The sequence below is a fragment of the Acidisoma cellulosilyticum genome, from assembly GCF_020621385.1.
Taxonomy (GTDB): Bacteria; Pseudomonadota; Alphaproteobacteria; order Acetobacterales; family Acetobacteraceae; genus Acidisoma; species Acidisoma cellulosilyticum.
In genome coordinates this window covers 193487-207855 of the sequence record NZ_JAESVA010000007.1, presented here as the reverse complement: position 1 = coordinate 207855, position 14369 = coordinate 193487, and the positions used below count along the sequence as shown (strand labels likewise).

General features: G+C 64.1%; 17 protein-coding genes and 1 other RNA gene. 9 read left to right on the top strand and 9 right to left on the bottom strand.

Going from position 1 to position 14369, the window contains the following annotated elements; translation table 11 throughout:
• Positions 1 to 14: 14 nt before the first annotated feature.
• Positions 15 to 854, bottom strand: a complete 840-nt coding sequence (locus ACELLULO517_RS19730; RefSeq protein ID WP_227309136.1) for a MetQ/NlpA family ABC transporter substrate-binding protein — start codon at positions 852 to 854, stop codon at positions 15 to 17.
• 238 nt (positions 855 to 1092) lie between these two features.
• On the opposite strand from ACELLULO517_RS19730, the gene ACELLULO517_RS19725 reads away from it, so the two are divergent.
• Positions 1093 to 2097 (top strand): Gfo/Idh/MocA family protein, encoded by a 1005-nt coding sequence (locus tag ACELLULO517_RS19725; RefSeq protein ID WP_227309135.1) that lies wholly within the window; start codon positions 1093 to 1095, stop codon positions 2095 to 2097.
• A 208-nt stretch (positions 2098 to 2305) separates the two neighbouring features.
• On the opposite strand, the gene ACELLULO517_RS19720 is transcribed toward ACELLULO517_RS19725, so the two are convergent.
• The 3 genes from ACELLULO517_RS19720 to ACELLULO517_RS19710 all read right to left on the bottom strand — a co-directional run bounded on the left by ACELLULO517_RS19720 (position 2306) and on the right by ACELLULO517_RS19710 (position 4562).
• A complete protein-coding gene (locus ACELLULO517_RS19720) occupies positions 2306 to 2689 on the bottom strand; it encodes a histidine triad nucleotide-binding protein (protein ID WP_227309134.1) in 384 nt (127 codons plus the stop codon).
• Complete coding sequence (locus ACELLULO517_RS19715) at positions 2689 to 3582, bottom strand: EamA family transporter (protein ID WP_227309133.1); 894 nt, start codon at positions 3580 to 3582, stop codon at positions 2689 to 2691. Before ACELLULO517_RS19715 ends, ACELLULO517_RS19720 begins: the two co-directional genes overlap by 1 nt.
• A 137-nt stretch (positions 3583 to 3719) precedes the next feature.
• Positions 3720 to 4562, bottom strand: coding sequence for a LysR family transcriptional regulator (locus ACELLULO517_RS19710; protein WP_227309132.1), 843 nt, complete (start codon positions 4560 to 4562; stop codon positions 3720 to 3722).
• 96 nt (positions 4563 to 4658) lie between these two features.
• Here ACELLULO517_RS19710 and ACELLULO517_RS19705 point away from each other — a divergent pair, with 96 nt between their 5' ends.
• The 3 genes from ACELLULO517_RS19705 (at position 4659) to ACELLULO517_RS19695 (ending at position 7028) form a co-directional block, all read left to right on the top strand.
• Positions 4659 to 5099: a tautomerase family protein gene (locus ACELLULO517_RS19705; RefSeq protein ID WP_227309131.1), complete on the top strand. Its 441-nt coding sequence runs from the start codon at positions 4659 to 4661 to the stop codon at positions 5097 to 5099.
• 100 nt (positions 5100 to 5199) lie between these two features.
• On the top strand, positions 5200 to 6027 hold the full coding sequence (locus tag ACELLULO517_RS19700; RefSeq protein WP_227309130.1) for an SDR family oxidoreductase: 828 nt from the start codon (positions 5200 to 5202) through the stop codon (positions 6025 to 6027).
• Complete coding sequence (locus ACELLULO517_RS19695) at positions 6024 to 7028, top strand: Gfo/Idh/MocA family oxidoreductase (RefSeq protein ID WP_227309129.1); 1005 nt, start codon at positions 6024 to 6026, stop codon at positions 7026 to 7028. The genes ACELLULO517_RS19700 and ACELLULO517_RS19695 overlap by 4 nt, the downstream gene beginning before the upstream one ends.
• A gap of 177 nt (positions 7029 to 7205) precedes the next feature.
• Here the strand turns inward: ACELLULO517_RS19695 and treF are convergent, their stop codons facing one another.
• The 5 genes from treF to ACELLULO517_RS19670 all read right to left on the bottom strand — a co-directional run bounded on the left by treF (position 7206) and on the right by ACELLULO517_RS19670 (position 11970).
• Positions 7206 to 8843 carry an alpha,alpha-trehalase TreF gene (gene treF / locus ACELLULO517_RS19690; RefSeq protein WP_227309128.1) on the bottom strand — a complete coding sequence of 546 codons (1638 nt, stop codon included), beginning with the start codon at positions 8841 to 8843 and terminating at the stop codon, positions 7206 to 7208.
• Positions 8843 to 9691: a TIGR01459 family HAD-type hydrolase gene (locus ACELLULO517_RS19685; protein ID WP_406566281.1), complete on the bottom strand. Its 849-nt coding sequence runs from the start codon at positions 9689 to 9691 to the stop codon at positions 8843 to 8845. The genes treF and ACELLULO517_RS19685 overlap by 1 nt, the downstream gene beginning before the upstream one ends.
• Entirely contained in the window at positions 9691 to 10752 is a 1062-nt protein-coding gene (locus tag ACELLULO517_RS19680; protein ID WP_227309127.1) for a quinone-dependent dihydroorotate dehydrogenase, read from the bottom strand. Before ACELLULO517_RS19680 ends, ACELLULO517_RS19685 begins: the two co-directional genes overlap by 1 nt.
• Before the next feature lie 40 nt (positions 10753 to 10792).
• A complete protein-coding gene (thiE, locus tag ACELLULO517_RS19675; RefSeq protein WP_227309126.1) occupies positions 10793 to 11446 on the bottom strand; it encodes a thiamine phosphate synthase in 654 nt (217 codons plus the stop codon).
• A gap of 110 nt (positions 11447 to 11556) precedes the next feature.
• The gene (locus ACELLULO517_RS19670) at positions 11557 to 11970 is read right to left on the bottom strand and encodes a hypothetical protein (protein WP_227309125.1); all 414 of its coding nucleotides are present in this window, start codon (positions 11968 to 11970) and stop codon (positions 11557 to 11559) included.
• A gap of 80 nt (positions 11971 to 12050) precedes the next feature.
• On the opposite strand from ACELLULO517_RS19670, the gene ACELLULO517_RS19665 reads away from it, so the two are divergent.
• The 5 genes from ACELLULO517_RS19665 (at position 12051) to ACELLULO517_RS19645 (ending at position 14340) form a co-directional block, all read left to right on the top strand.
• Complete coding sequence (locus tag ACELLULO517_RS19665) at positions 12051 to 12311, top strand: hypothetical protein (protein ID WP_227309124.1); 261 nt, start codon at positions 12051 to 12053, stop codon at positions 12309 to 12311.
• Positions 12312 to 12351: 40 nt separating this feature from the next.
• Positions 12352 to 12750, top strand: a complete 399-nt coding sequence (gene zapA, locus ACELLULO517_RS19660) for a cell division protein ZapA (protein WP_227309123.1) — start codon at positions 12352 to 12354, stop codon at positions 12748 to 12750.
• A gap of 9 nt (positions 12751 to 12759) precedes the next feature.
• Positions 12760 to 12917: non-coding RNA, 6S RNA (gene ssrS, locus ACELLULO517_RS19655), on the top strand.
• Positions 12904 to 13512 (top strand): 5-formyltetrahydrofolate cyclo-ligase, encoded by a 609-nt coding sequence (locus ACELLULO517_RS19650; protein WP_227309122.1) that lies wholly within the window; start codon positions 12904 to 12906, stop codon positions 13510 to 13512. The genes ssrS and ACELLULO517_RS19650 overlap by 14 nt, the downstream gene beginning before the upstream one ends.
• Positions 13513 to 13521: 9 nt before the next feature.
• Complete coding sequence (locus ACELLULO517_RS19645) at positions 13522 to 14340, top strand: TIGR00282 family metallophosphoesterase (RefSeq protein WP_227309121.1); 819 nt, start codon at positions 13522 to 13524, stop codon at positions 14338 to 14340.
• The last annotated feature ends 29 nt before the right edge of the window (positions 14341 to 14369 follow it).

Below are 14369 nucleotides of genomic sequence, written 5' to 3'. Positions count from 1 at the left end.
TGTCCGCTCCTTCGTTACCAGGCGGGCATGACGGCATTGCCGTATTTTTGCGTGAGATAGGCGCGCTCGTCATCGGACTGGAAGATCTTGATGAACTTGAGCAGCTTCGGGTCCGTCGCATCCTGCGGGCGGGCCACGAACTGGATGGCGTAATGCTTGTTGCCCGTGCCGTCCGAGATCAGAGCCGCATTCGGATCCCCGCCGGAGGCGAGAAAGAAAGAATAACTGACCTGGGCGACCGTCACGTCATCCAGCGCGCGGGCCAGTTGCGGCGCCGGCAATTCGATGAAATTCAGATGCTTCGGATTGACGGTGATGTCGTGCAAGGTTGCGCCGTCACCGACACCGGGCTTGAGGGTGATCAGCCCTGCCTTGGCGAAAAGCTGCAGGCCGCGGGCACGGTTGACCGGGTCATTGGCGACGGCGACCGTCGCACCATCCTTCACGTCATTCAGGCTTTTGACCTTATGGGAAAAAAGCCCGACCGGCATGATGACGGCCGGTGCCACGGCCACAAGCTTGAAACCGCGCGCCTTGATGGCGGCTGCAAGGAAGGGCTTGTGTTCATAGAAATTGGCTTCGACCGAGCCTTCGTTCACCGCGACATTCGGCGTCACCCAATCCGAGAAGACGATGACCTTCACCGGCAGACCCTGCTTGTCCGCCAGATCGGCGGCGTGCTGCACGGCATCCGCCATTGGTCCGGGCGTGGCCGCAATCGTCAGCGGTTGGGCCGCATTGGCGGAAGCGATCAGGCCGACCGCGCATAATGCCAAGGCGATCAGTCCGGCGATCAGCATGCGCCGGGCCAGGCCCGGCTGGGTTTCAATCTCGAATTCGCCTGATGCCGACATGAAGCATCTCTCCTGAAGACCAGCACATTTGTGCCTGAAGGCAGGGTAGATTCTCTTAAACACGAATGTCTAGTGTTTTGATGGGAAATATTTTCCGATTTTTACGATTTTATTTTATAAAATACGAATTGTAAAAGCATTTTGTCCCCCGCCTGCTCTCTGGCCTTCCCGCGTCGCTCGGCCGATAGTCTGGCAGGCCTGCCTGAGAGGTCGGCCAAGCCAGAGACGGGAAAGAAAAATGGGACAGACGGTTAACTGGGGAATCCTGAGCACGGCGAAGATCGGCCGGGAGAAAGTCATCCCCGCGATGCAGAAGGGCGCGGTCAGCCGCGTGCTGGGCATCGCGTCACGCGATCAGGCTTCCGCGCAGACAACGGCCGATGCGTTGGGCATCCCGCGCGCTTACGGCACCTACGAAGCGCTGCTCGCGGACCCCGACATCCAGGCGATCTACAATCCGCTGCCCAACCATCTGCATGTGCCGTGGAGCATCAAGGCCCTGGAAGCCGGCAAGCATGTTTTATGCGAAAAGCCGGTCGCGCTCGATACCAAGGAAGCCGAGCTGCTGCTGGCGGCGCGCGACCGCACCGGCCTCGTCGTCGCCGAAGCCTTCATGGTGCGTTACGCGCCCTGGTGGCAGCGCGTGCGGGCCTTGGTCCAGGAAGGCCGCCTCGGCCGCGTCTCCGCCATCCAGACCGCCTTCAGCTATTTCCTCGATGACCCGCAGAATATCCGCAACATGCCGGAGATCGGCGGCGGCGGGCTGATGGATATCGGCTGCTACGCCATCGCGACCGCCCGCTATATCTGGGGGTCGGAACCGACACGCGCTGCCGCCCTCATCGATCGCGATCCGGCCATGGGCACGGACCGGCTGACCAGCGCGCTGGTGCAATTCCCGGAAGGGCATCTCACCTTCACCTGCTCTACCCAGCTTGTCCCCCATCAGCGGGTGACGGTGATGGGCACCAAGGCCCGCATCGAAGTGCTGATCCCCTTCAACGCGTCACCCGATGAGCCTGTGCAAATCCTGATCGACGAGGGGAAGGCTTTGGGCGGCGTCGCGGCGCTGACCGAAGAATTCAGCCCGACCGATCAATACACGCTGCAGGGCGACGCCGTATCCCGCGTCATTCTGGGCGAGGCCAAACTGGAATTCCCGCTGGAAGACGCCATCGCCAATATGCGTGTGATCGAGGCGATCTTCCGCGCCGGCGACAAGGGCAGCTGGGAAGCGCCGTAACGGCGCCCCCTAAAATCACCGTCGTCCCCGGCTTCATGCCGGGGATCTACCCAGTTGCGCAGGCGGCACCGGGTAGATGCGCGCATGACGATGGAGAGGCCGCGCTTAGAGCAGATCCCGGTCAGATGGAATCATCTGCCGGGTAAAGATGCTCGTAAAAACAATAAACTAGAGCGGCGTCTGTGAGCGTAGGCGAACAGGAAACGCTCTAGTGGTTCGCGCTGATCATCCGGCCCAGCGGACCGCCGCCGAAGACATGAACGTGGAAATGCGGCACTTCCTGCCCGGCATTCAGCCCATGATTGCTGAGCAGGCGGTAGCCCTCGGTCTCCAGGCCTAGCGCGGCCGCCACTTTACCGACCGCGCGCCAGAAACCGGCGATCTCGCTATCCGACGCGCGCGCCGCGAAATCGACCGAGGAGACGTAAGGCCCCTTCGGGATCACCAGCACATGCACTGACGCCTGGGGGCTGATGTCATGGAAGGCGAGCGCGCATTCGTCCTCATAGACCGTCTTGTTCGGAATCTCGCCGCGCAGAATCCTGGCAAAGATATTCTGGTCGTCATAGGGCTCAAGGCCGGTCACGGGCATCATGCCTCTCCGTTGCTGGTCGTCTGCGTCTGTTTCGGCCGCGCCGCCACTGTTCCGAAACTGGCGAGCGTTACGCAAGCCATCCCGGCCAATTGGGCCGTGCTCAACCGCTGTCCCAATACGAGAAAACCCATCACCGCCGCCATCACCGGCTCCAGACTCATCAGGATGCCGAAATGCCGCGGCTCCATCCGCCGCAGGGACGCCATCTCCAGCCCGAAGGTCAGGATGGGGGACAAAAGGGAGATCAGCGCCATGGCGATAACGGAGCCGAAGCCCAGAACCTGCCAATGCGGGACGATGCCGATGGGCAGGCCGACCAGGCCCGCGACGGCCATGGAGAGTGCCAGGCCCTGCATGCCGGAAAAGGCGCGGCCGACCCGCCGCGTCATCAAAATATAACCGCCCCAGCAGAGGCCGGAGGCCGCCGCCAGGATCAATCCCAGCGTATCGGCTCGGCCGTGATCCTGCAGCGTCAGCAGCCACACGCCCAGCGCCGCCAGGATGACCCAAAGCAGATCAAGCAGACGCCGTGAGCCGGCAAGCGCCACGGCCAGCGGTCCCAGAAACTCGATCGAGACCGCCATGCCGAGCGGAATGCGCCCGACCGCCGCGAAAAAGAAGAAGGACATGCCGGTGGTGATCAGGCCGAGCACGAAGGCTGCCGTGAGTTGCTTGCGGCCGATGGACCAGATGCGCGGTCGCGCCACGGCCAGAAAAAAGACCGCGCCCCAGATCAGCCGCAGCGAAGTCGCGGTCGGGCTGCCGATACGGTGAATGACCGATACCGAGAGGGAGGAGGCCAGCTGCGCGGAGCAGATGGCCGTCACCAGCCAAAGCACGACCGGGATTTTTTCGGCCAGGTTTCGCCACCTGGTCAGATTGGAGATCATGGACGCTCGATTCAGACATGGTCGGGGCCGCGTTTTCCAACCGCATCACGGCAGGGTCACACGATCTGCCGCCTCTTTAGCCGAGCGCGCGCTCAGCGTGAATGCGCGGCATACGGCGTCAGCCTCGCCGGGGGCGCTTAGGACAGCATCTCCCGGACACTCGCCGCAAGCGCTCGGGCAATGCCTGCAAGACAGTGATCGGGCGTGCGCGCCAGCATGACGATCTGGGACGAGGGCAAGGACGGCAGCCCGGTCGCAAGCCCCAAGTCATGCTGATGCGCGCCGACAATGCGGCCCAGGGGCGCTACGCCGAGCCCGGCCCGGACGGCCGCCATCAGCGCAAGACAACTGCCGCCGATGAAGGCTTCATCCCAAGGAATGTCGGCACGATCGAGCGCTTTGAGCGCGACGGCACGCACGCCGCAGGGCGGCGGCAATGTGACGAGCGGCACCGGTCCCTGCGGCATCACCCAGCCCGGTGGCACGCGCCATTCAAGCGGGTCTTCACCCAGCACCTCGCCGTCTGAAGCACCCGCATCACGCCTGATGATCGCGAGGTCGATATCACCCTTGTCGAAATGCTCTCGGATCGCCTGGGATTGGCCAAGCTTGACGGTCAGGAAGGCCCGCGGCGGCAAGGCAGTGCGGATATGGCGCAGCGCCGTATCGAAAGATGCACCAAGCACATGGTCGCTCACGCCTAGCGCGATGCGCCGGGGATCGACGTCATCCTCGGCCAAGGCCGCATCATGCGCCGCAAGCAGAACCCGCGCTCGTTCCAGAAAAATGCTTCCGTGTTCCGTAAGCCTGACGAAGCGCGGCGTGCGGTCCAGCAGGCGACGCCCGAGCATCTGCTCCAGACCCTTGATCCGTTGGCTCACGACCGGCTGCACGGTGCCGGCCGCCTCTGCCGCCCGGGTCAGACTGCCATATTCAGCGGTGAGCACGAAAAGGCGGACGGATTCAAGGTCAAGCATCATAGAAATCTACTATCATTGGTATTTCATAAGATAGTATTTTCATATCAAAGACAGGCCGCCATCATCATCGGCAGCAAAACCGAAAAGGAGACCAAGATGCCGATGATCACCATCCGCTACACGACGCCGAACCCGCAGCCGCATCTCCGCCCGCAGATCGCGGCCCTGGCATCGCAGCTGGCGGCAGAAAAACTCGGCAAGCAGCCGGAGGTGACGGCCGTGCTCGTCGAATCCGCCGATCCCGAAGGCTGGTTCATTGCCGGCCAGCATCCGACGGCGGCCGGATTGTCCGCTTTCTGGCTCGATATCAAGATCACGGCGGGGACCAATACGAAGGCGGACACGGCAAGCTTCGTGAAGGCGACTTATACCGAGATGGAAAAACTCCTCGGGCCTCTGCACACGGAATGCTACGTCCTGGTCCAAGCGGTTGACGGTGACGCCTACGGCTATGGCGGGCGCACGCAGAACGGCCGCTGGGCCGAGGCCCATCCCAGCTTGCCGAGCAATAATGATCGTCTTTTGAGGCAATTCTGATGGATTTCTGAGCTTTCCTGAACCGCAACGCGGCCTATTCTCGGCGCCATCAATCGGAGCGTCCATCAAGGGCGCCTGGAAACGCCCGAAGACCAAGAACATGAATAAAATGGACGGCAAAATCTGCCTCGTCGCCGGGGCGACGCAGGGTCTGGGGGCAGCGATCGCGCTGAGACTGGCGGAGGCCGGTGCCGCCGGCCTCGTCATCACCGGGCGCTCCGCCGAGAAGGGCAAGGCTCTCGCCCAAAGGATTGAGGCAGAGACCGGATGCTCCACCCATTTCATCCGAGCGGACCTCACCTCCGTCGCTGATTGCAAACGCGTCGTCAATGAAACGGAAGCCGAATCCGGCGCGCTGCATGTGCTGGTCAATGCCGGGGCGCTGACCGACCGCGGTACCATCCTCGATACCACGCCCGAACTATTCGACCGCATGATGGCGACCAATCTGCGCGGGCCGTTTTTTCTCATGCAGGCCGCCATCCGCCAGATGATCCGCCACAACATTGCCGGCGCCATCTGCAATATCGGCTCCATGTCCGCGCTCTCGGGCCAGCCCTTCCTCAGCGCCTATTCCACCTCCAAGGGCGCGCTGGCGACGCTGACCGCCAATACTGCCTTCGCCGTCATGAAGAACCGCATCCGCGTCAACCAGATCAACCTCGGCTGGATGGCCTCCGATCATGAGATTGCCCTTCAAACGACCGAGCGCGGCGACGCCGACTGGTTGAGCAAGGTCGCAAGCGAGCAGCCCTTCGGCCGCCTCATCGACCCAGCCGAGGCCGCGCGGGCCGTGAATTTCCTGGTCTCGGAGGATGCCGGGCTGATGACCGGTGCTGTCGTGAATTACGATCAGTCGATCTGGGGGGCGGCAGACCAGATGCCGATCCCGGATGCGCCCTTGTCCCTTCCGGAGCTTGCCCAATGAGCGAGGTTAGAATCGGTGTCATCGGCACCGGCGTCATGGGTACCGACCATGCCCGCAAGCTCGCCGGTGGCATTCCCGGCGCGCGATTGACCGCGGTACAGGATTTCGACGCGGCGCGGGCCTCGGCCCTCTCCCGAGAACTCGATGTCATTGCCCTGGCGCAAGCCGATGACTTGATCGCGCATCCGGAGGTCGATGCGGTCCTCGTCTGCTCGCCGGACGGCACGCATGCGGCCCTCGGCCTGAAAGCCATCGCCGCCGGCAAGCCCGTGATGATCGAAAAGCCGCTGGCCGCTGAACGCACGGAAGCCGAGGCCATTCTCCACGCCGAGATGGCAGCGGGGCGGCGGCTTGTGCAGGTCGGCTATATGCGCCGCTTCGACCCAGGCTATGCCGAGATGCGGCGGGTCGTCGCCAATGGTGAGATCGGCGCACCCCTGTTCCTCCATTGCCAGCACCGCAATGAAAGCTCACCCAGCTATCTTACCTCGGACCTCATCATCGCCAGTTCCGCCGGCCATGAATTCGATGCCGCGCGTTTCGTGCTGGGCGAGGAGATCGCTTCCGCCACCGTCATCAGCCCGCCGGAACCGCGCCACGCGCCCGGACGGAAGCCGCAATTCATCGTGCTGCAAAGCGCGTCGGGCGCGGTCGTCGATATCGAAGTCTATACCGACGCGCGCTACGGCTACGACGTGCAGGCCGAACTTGTCTGTGAGACGGGCACGCTGTCCCTGCGTCCGGGACCGCCGACCTCGCTGCGCCATGCCGCAAGGGACGGGCTGGTGGTGCCGGGCGATTGGCGCGCACGCTTCGCCGATGCCTATCGGCTGCAATTCGAGGCCTGGATCCTCTCCATCCTCACCGGGCGCACGAATGAGGGATCAACCGCCTGGGACGGTTACATGACCATGCTGGTGACGGATGCCTGCCTCAAAGCCTGGCGCAGCGGCGCGCGGGTGGAGGTCGAGCAGCCAGACCGCCCGGCGTTTTATCGGTAATTGCCCAGGATGGCGTCTGCCACCTGGACTGCAGATGGACCAACAGAACAAGTTCAATGATCACGCTTCCAGGAAAGAAAAATTTGTTTCATCATCCTTACGCCTAGCAGCCGTCAGGTTTAGTTGGAAACGCCCCAAATCTGTCGTGCGCGGAAGACAGATTTGAGTGCATTTTTGTCAGGGCGATGCCGCAGCCGGCGCTGTGGTCGCCGCCTTCGGCTGCGGCAGCGGGTATTCCGCCATCAGCGCCGCCTGCACGCCATTGGTCCAGCCGAAGCCGACCTGCAGCGCGTATTCGCCGCCATGGCCGCCCGCGCTGCTGCCCGCAGGCGCCGCGACATTGTATTTCTCGACCAGCACGCCGTCGCGGGCGAAGCCTTCGTTCACGCGGGTTTCCCAGCGCTCCGCGATGGTCTTGGCAAGATCAGGATTGCCGTAGTTGCGGAATCCCTGCACCGCCATCCATTGCAGCGGCGCCCAGCCGTTCGGTGCGTCCCATTGCTGACCGGTATTGGCGGTCGTGGTCAGAATACCGCCTGGCGCCAGCAGCCTCGCCTGCACCACCGTGGCGACGCGCGCGCCTTCCGCATCCGTCGCGACATGGAAGAACAGCGGCACCACGGTCGCGGCCGACAGAACCGGCGTCAGCTGCTTGGTCTTCCAGTTATAATCATGGAAGTCGCCCTCGGCGCTGTCCCACATCACATGCTGGATCGCTGCCTGACGCTTGGCGGCGCGGGCTGCAAAGACCTTCGCCTCTGCCTTATTGCCGTCCAGGCCATAAGCATAGGACAGCGCACTTTCCAAATGAAACATCTCGCTGTTCAGATCGACCGGCAGAATATCGGTCGTGTCGATCGTCGACATCGTGCGGCCGTCCGCGAACCAGCGGGAACTGTAATCCCAACCCGATTCCGCGCCCGCGCGCAGATTGCGGTACAGAACGGACGGCGTCTCCCGCGACGTTTTCGCGGTCTCGATATCCTCGCGGAAACTTTCGTCGCGCGGCGTGTCGCTGGCAGACCAGAAACGATTGAGCAAGGTGCCGTCAGCCAGTTTCACGACATTGCCACTTGCCTGGCCGGGTTTCAGATCGGCCGCGCCCTGCATCCAATATTCATATTCGGTCCGCATCACGGGCAGATAGGTCTTGTAGACAGCGGGGCCATTCTTCTGCGCCAGCAGATCGACCATGGCCGAGAAGAAAGGCGGCTGCGACCGGCTGAGGTAATAGCTGCGATTGCCGTTGGGCATATGACCGTAGCGGGTGATGAGGGAGGCGATATTGCGCAGCATATCCCGCGCGATCGCGCCCTGACCGTCCTGCTCCAGGCCAAGCATCGTAAAATACGTGTCCCAGTAATAGATTTCGCTGAAGCGCCCACCCGGCACGATATAGGGTGCCGGCAGCGTGAGGAGCGACGAATAAGGCTCGGCCTCGTCGGGCTGGCGCAGCAGCACCGTCCACATGTCGTTGATGTAATCGCTGACGGTTTCGCCCGCGCGGCGCTGGTAGGAGACGGTCTTCAGCACCGGCTGCTTGAAATGCGCCTGCACGAAATCGGCGAGTTTGAAGTCAGGCTTTCCCTTCTCGGCCGCGTAATCCTTCATGATGCTGGCGGGAGAAGACATCGGGATCGCGTCCGCGAAGGTCTTCTGATCAGGGAAGATCTGCGCCATTTCGACGGCGCGATACAGATCCCCGAAAATGACCGAGGGCGGCTGAGGCTCGGGCGTTCGCGCCAGGGCCTGATGGCTCAGGATGGGGGCCAGAACCCCGGCGGCGAGGACGGTGAGGCGAAAGGAATATGTCATCACCACCGGAAGCTAGGAAGCGTCGCCAAGGGTGCAAGACCCGCGGCCGTCGCTTCCTGCTCGGCCAGGTCGTGCTTGCCGGCCAGGTCATGGATGCCGTCCAGAACCCAGCAGGATGCGAGACCGGCCGTTTCCGCGCCCGCGATATCGGTGCGCAGCGCATCGCCCACGGCCAGCACGCGCTCGGGCGCGACGCCCAGCATGGCCAGCGTCGGGCCATAGACTTCGGGGCTGGGCTTGCCGCGCCAGCGGAATTCGCCGCCCATCCGGGCATAATGTTCAGCCAGAAGACCGGCGCAGATGATCTGCTCGCCGTCGCGCACGATGATCAGGTCGGGATTGGCGCAGACCATCGGCAGTTTGGCCGCCAGGCAGGCTTCCAGGGCGGGCAGATGCGGCGCCAAATCGCGGTCGTTGATCCCCTCATCCGCGCCGACATTCAGCACGAAATCGGCCTCCGCCGGGGTCAATGCCAGGTCGAGGTCCAACCCCTCGATCAGCGGCAGGTCGCGCGGCGGCCCGAGAAAGAAGACGCGGCGGCCAAGCTTGGCGTAAAAGGGATCGTCACGCGTGCGCAGCGCCTCCCACACATTCTCGCCGCTCGTCATGACGCCGTCATAAAGTTCGGGCGGAATGCCAAGCCGGGTCAGGCCTTTCGCCGCCATTTCGGCCCGGCGCGGCGCATTGGACAGCATGACGATGCGTTTGCCCCGCGCCCGCAGCGCTTCCAGCGTCGCTTTGGAATGCGGTAACAGCTTTCGTCCGTCATGGATGACGCCCCACAGATCGAGGATGAAGCCGTCATAATCATCCGCAATCGGAGCGAGGCCTTCCAGGTGACGCATCATCAAATCCCTTTTGCCAGCGCATCCGCGCCGATGCCCTTCAGCTCGGCGATGCTTTTCACGCCGGCCGATTTCACCGCCTTGTCCAGATCGGCCTTGATGCGCGCGATCAGCTTCGGTCCCTGATAGATGAAGGCCGTATAGACCTGCACCAGATCGGCCCCGGCATGGATCTTGGCGAGCGCATCCGCGCCGGACGCGACACCGCCGACACCGATCAGCGCCAGCCGTCCGCGCGCGGCGAGGGAGGCGCGGGCCAGCATGGCGGTGGAGCGCGTGAACAACGGTCGGCCGGACAGACCACCCGTCTCCGTCGCATGCGGACTGCGCAGGCTATCAGGCCGGGCGGTGGTGGTATTGGTCAGGATCAGACCGGCGATCCCGGCATTGACCGCGACCTCGATCACCGCCTCCATCCCCTCGACCGACAGATCGGGGGCGAGCTTCACGAAGATCGGCGGCGCGTCGGGGACGGCGGCGCGCATGGCGGCCAGAATGCCGGCAATCCGCTCCTCGCTCTGCAGATCGCGCAGACCCGGCGTATTGGGCGAGGACACGTTCACGACGACGTAATTGCAGACGGGCGCCACCTGTCGCAGCAGTTCGGGATAGTCGCGCTCGGGGTCCGCGCCTTCCTTGTTGACGCCGATATTAGCGCCCACGGGCACGATGCGGCGATGGCGCGCCAGCTGCCGCTCGAAGGGCTTGATGCCCTTATTGTTGAAGCCCATGCGATTGATGATCGCCTGATCCTCGGTCAGCCGGAACAGCCGCGGCTCGGGATTGCCCGCCTGCGGAAGCGGGGTCACGGTGCCAGCTTCGACGAAGCCGAAACCCATCCGCATGAGGGAGCGCAGCGCCACCGCATCCTTGTCGAAACCGGCGGCCAGACCGATCGGGTTCTTGAAGGTCATGCCGGCGACCTTCAGACCCAGGCGCAGTGGGTCGGCCTTCTGATTTTCGGCCGCGAAACCAAGCCGCATGGCCAGGATGGCCAGCCTATGGGCGCGTTCCGCCTCCATACGGCGCAGAAGGGGCAGTGCCAGCGCGGTCAGCGGGGCCATGGGCGGCAATCCATAACGATATGTTTATGTTTAAGCGGCTTTACACCGCAGCGGGCGGGGCCGCTGCGATCGCCGCATTCATGCTGCGCACCCCGGCGGCCGGGCCATCGGGATGGGACCAGACGGCGCTGATCACGGCCAGGAAATCCGCGCCTGTCGTCACCAGAGGCGCGCAATTCTCGACCGTGATGCCGCCGATGGCGACGGAGGGCAATTCCATGATCTCATGCCACCAGGCCAATACCTCAAGCTCGGCCTCGACCGGCGCATCGGCCTTCGACCCTGTCGGGTAGAAGGCGCCGAAGGCGACGTAGTCCGCCCCCGCCTCCCCCGCTTCCATGGCGAGTTCACGGCTGCCATGGCAGGAGACGCCGAGCGTGAGATCGGGGCCGAGGATGCGCCGCGCGTCACGCGCCTTGGTATCGTCCTGCCCGACATGGGCGCCGTCGCAGCCGGTCGCGACCGCCAGATCCGGCCGGTCATTGAGCAGAAAGGCGACGTCGCGCTGCTGGGCGACCGGGCGCAGCAGGTCGATCGCCCGGCGCACGTCATCGTCGCTCGCGTCCTTCAGCCGCAGCTGCACGGCACCGACATCGCCGGCATCAAGGGCGGCGGCCAGCTGATCACGAAAGATCGCAGGGTCGAAGGCCGCAGGCGTGATGAGGTAGAGGCGGCAGGGACTATCACCGGACATGATCGAGCGGCCCGAAAAAAGGCGAGGATCATTTTGATCGCCGCGGGTGAAGACAAGGGAAAACGAGCGTCAGGATAAGCCGAAGGAGTTAGCGAAACTCCCCCCGCTTGTCACCCCGAGGTCTCAGGCCCCGCAAGCCAGGCCGCAAGCTTCCGGTCTGCGCCTCTGACGGCCAGGTCGAGCGCTTCGGGTCGCGCGGTCCAGACCTCTGCCCCGCAGGCCTCGGCCATCGCCTGGACGGCGACGACATTCGCCGGATTTTCAGGATAGAACAGAATGCGCGTCTGGCCGGCCCGCAAGGCCTCGGCCGCACGACCCGGGGCGTCGGCACAGTCCAGAACATCCGTGAAAACCCTATCCGGATGCCGGGCGCGCAGCGTCGCGATCAGCGCCCGCCACCAGCCGGCACCGGCATAAAGGGCGGCCCCCGGCGCCGAAAGCAGCGTCACCGGCCGCCGCAGGCGCAGCACCATTTCGCCGTCCTCAAGCCCGTGAATCGTGACAGCCGGCGGCCCCGCCCGCATAAGCGAAATCCTTGACCTTAATCGCCTGACCTGTGCTGATGCGACGAAGCACGGTTCAGACATATTAGACTAGAGGCCCAATGGCAGAATTCGAGGACACCAGCTTGGCGCTCGGCCGGCTGGAAGCAGCATTGAATAGAATCGCTGCGCAGGTTGGCAAACCTCGTCCCGCTCTGGCCTTTGACCCATCTGAAACTGACGGCACCTTGCCTGCCCAACCGGCGGTTGCCGCAGCCCCCGCCCCGGCGGCGGATGAGACGCCCCGCCAGGAAATCGTGGCCAAGCTTGACGATCTCATCGGCGGCTTGCGGAATGCCCTTGGTATCGAGCGGCAATCCTGATCCCCGCTGACCGGGAACAGCAAGCAGGACGGAGGCCGGCATGGCACAGGTAAATTTGTATATTAACGGCTACAACTACCTCGTCGGCTGCGAGGATGGCCAGGAAGGTCATCTCAGCGCCATGGCGCAGCTGCTGCAGCGCCGTATCGACAGCGTGAAGGCCATCGGCCAGCAAGGTGAAGCCCGCCTTTTGCTGCTGGCCTCCCTGCTGCTCGCCGACGACTTGCATGACAAGGAAGCGGCTCTGGCCGAGGCTCATGCCGCAATCCAGGCGGCGCCCGCGACCATGCCGGCCCCCGTGCAGCCGGCGGCCGCAGTCCAGCCCGCGCCGGAACCCGAGATCGTCTATGTGACGGTCATCGACCCTGAATTCGACGCAACCGTGCAGCGCCTTGCGGCCAAGGCGGAAGAGATTGCAGACGCTCTCGAACGCGCCTAAGTATGCTGTGCGGGGCTGCCCGGTTCGATAGGTAAATCATCCCTGGGGCCGATAAGCATTCTCCTTGGGAACTGGCTCTGTCATGATCCTGGTCATGGTATCTGGTGCCCACCTGCACAAGCAGGCTCTAGGAGGATGAATACGCCAACGGCCATGGCGGCTCCGCACTTTCCCTCCCCTCCGGTCGAAGATGCCGCGCTGATTGCCGCCAAAGCGGCGGCGCGTCTGGCGATGGCCGAGCGGCGGCAGGGCATGGACCCGGCGCTCGGCGCGGCGCTCGTTCCGCATTTTCTCAACCATTTCAGCCTGCCCGCGGGCGCGACCATCTCCGGCTTCTGGCCGATGGGGGATGAGATCGATATCCGCCCGCTCCTCGTCGCCCTGGCCGAACGCGGTCATCCCATCGGACTGCCCGTCACCGGCAAACGGGGGGAGCCGCTGGTTTTCCGCCTTTGGCGTCCGGGCGACGCCCTGCTGCCCGGCCGCTTCGGCACCAGCCACCCGGACGGGTTGGAGGTTAAGCCCGCGATCCTGCTCATGCCGCTGCTCGGTTTCGACCGTTTCGGCAACCGCCTCGGCTATGGCGGCGGCTTCTATGACCGCAGCCTGGCGCAACTGCCGGGCGCGCTCCGCATCGGCTGCGCCTTTGCCGCGCAGGAGATGCCGCTTGTGCCGACCGGTCCCTTCGACCAGAAGCTCAATGCGATCCTGACTGAAACAGGCGTGCGCGCGTTTCCGCCCCCGTCTGTGGCCGGGCTGTAAAGGGACTTCATGCGTATTCTTTTTTTAGGCGACGTCATCGGCCGTGGCGGGCGGGACGCGGTGACCGCCGCCCTGCCCGACTATCGGGCCCGGCTGCGCCTCGACCTTGTCATCGTCAACGGAGAGAACGCCTCTCACGGCTTCGGCCTCGCGCCGGAAATGGCCCGCGCGTTCTTCGAGGCCGGGGCGGATGTGGTGTCGCTCGGCAATCATGCCTGGGACCGGCGCGAGATCATCCCCTATATCGCGACTGAAAAGCGGGTCATCCGGCCGATCAATTTCCCCGCCGGCACGCCCGGCGCCGGCAGCGTGATACTCACCTTGGCCGATGGCCGGCGCGCGCTGATCGTCAATGCCATGGGCCGGCTGTTCATGGATGCGCTCGACTGTCCCTTCCGCGCGACCGACGAATTGCTCAGCCGCCACAAGCTCGGCGCCAATATCCAGGCCGCCATCGTCGATTTCCATGGCGAGGCGACCAGCGAGAAGGAAGCCTTCGGGCATAGTTTCGACGGAAGGCTGTCTCTCGTCGTGGGGACCCATACCCATGTGCCGACCGCGGATTACCAGATCCTGGAAAAGGGCACCGGCTATATGACGGATGCCGGCATGTGCGGGTCCTATGACAGCGTCATCGGCATGGCGAAGGCCGGCGCGGCCGAGCGTTTCTGGCGCAAGATGCCGGGGGAGCGCTTGCAGCCGGCGGACGGTCCGGCGACCATCTGCGGTGTCTTTGTCGAGACGGATGACGCAACCGGCCTTGCCCGCCGCATCGCGCCCCTCCGCCAGGGCGGCCGCCTGTCGCAGAGCTTTCCCGACCTCACCTGAACGCTTGTCCCAGGACGACGGAGACCGAA

What these genes read in the sequence shown, in the direction of transcription:
- ACELLULO517_RS19680 (WP_227309127.1), bottom strand. Translation starts at nt 10,752, where the DNA reads ATGGCCCCGCTGACCGCGCTGGCACTGCCCCTTCTGCGCCGTATGGAG.
- ACELLULO517_RS19645 (WP_227309121.1), top strand. Translation starts at nt 13,522, where the DNA reads ATGCGTATTCTTTTTTTAGGCGACGTCATCGGCCGTGGCGGGCGGGAC.
- ACELLULO517_RS19665 (WP_227309124.1), top strand. Translation starts at nt 12,051, where the DNA reads ATGGCAGAATTCGAGGACACCAGCTTGGCGCTCGGCCGGCTGGAAGCA.
- ACELLULO517_RS19720 (WP_227309134.1), bottom strand. Translation starts at nt 2,689, where the DNA reads ATGCCCGTGACCGGCCTTGAGCCCTATGACGACCAGAATATCTTTGCC.
- ACELLULO517_RS19725 (WP_227309135.1), top strand. Translation starts at nt 1,093, where the DNA reads ATGGGACAGACGGTTAACTGGGGAATCCTGAGCACGGCGAAGATCGGC.
- ACELLULO517_RS19715 (WP_227309133.1), bottom strand. Translation starts at nt 3,582, where the DNA reads ATGATCTCCAATCTGACCAGGTGGCGAAACCTGGCCGAAAAAATCCCG.
- ACELLULO517_RS19700 (WP_227309130.1), top strand. Translation starts at nt 5,200, where the DNA reads ATGAATAAAATGGACGGCAAAATCTGCCTCGTCGCCGGGGCGACGCAG.
- ACELLULO517_RS19705 (WP_227309131.1), top strand. Translation starts at nt 4,659, where the DNA reads ATGCCGATGATCACCATCCGCTACACGACGCCGAACCCGCAGCCGCAT.
- ACELLULO517_RS19710 (WP_227309132.1), bottom strand. Translation starts at nt 4,562, where the DNA reads ATGATGCTTGACCTTGAATCCGTCCGCCTTTTCGTGCTCACCGCTGAA.
- ACELLULO517_RS19730 (WP_227309136.1), bottom strand. Translation starts at nt 854, where the DNA reads ATGTCGGCATCAGGCGAATTCGAGATTGAAACCCAGCCGGGCCTGGCC.
- zapA (WP_227309123.1), top strand. Translation starts at nt 12,352, where the DNA reads ATGGCACAGGTAAATTTGTATATTAACGGCTACAACTACCTCGTCGGC.
- ACELLULO517_RS19695 (WP_227309129.1), top strand. Translation starts at nt 6,024, where the DNA reads ATGAGCGAGGTTAGAATCGGTGTCATCGGCACCGGCGTCATGGGTACC.
- ACELLULO517_RS19650 (WP_227309122.1), top strand. Translation starts at nt 12,904, where the DNA reads ATGGCGGCTCCGCACTTTCCCTCCCCTCCGGTCGAAGATGCCGCGCTG.
- ACELLULO517_RS19670 (WP_227309125.1), bottom strand. Translation starts at nt 11,970, where the DNA reads ATGCGGGCGGGGCCGCCGGCTGTCACGATTCACGGGCTTGAGGACGGC.
- ACELLULO517_RS19685 (WP_406566281.1), bottom strand. Translation starts at nt 9,691, where the DNA reads ATGATGCGTCACCTGGAAGGCCTCGCTCCGATTGCGGATGATTATGAC.
- treF (WP_227309128.1), bottom strand. Translation starts at nt 8,843, where the DNA reads ATGACATATTCCTTTCGCCTCACCGTCCTCGCCGCCGGGGTTCTGGCC.
- thiE (WP_227309126.1), bottom strand. Translation starts at nt 11,446, where the DNA reads ATGTCCGGTGATAGTCCCTGCCGCCTCTACCTCATCACGCCTGCGGCC.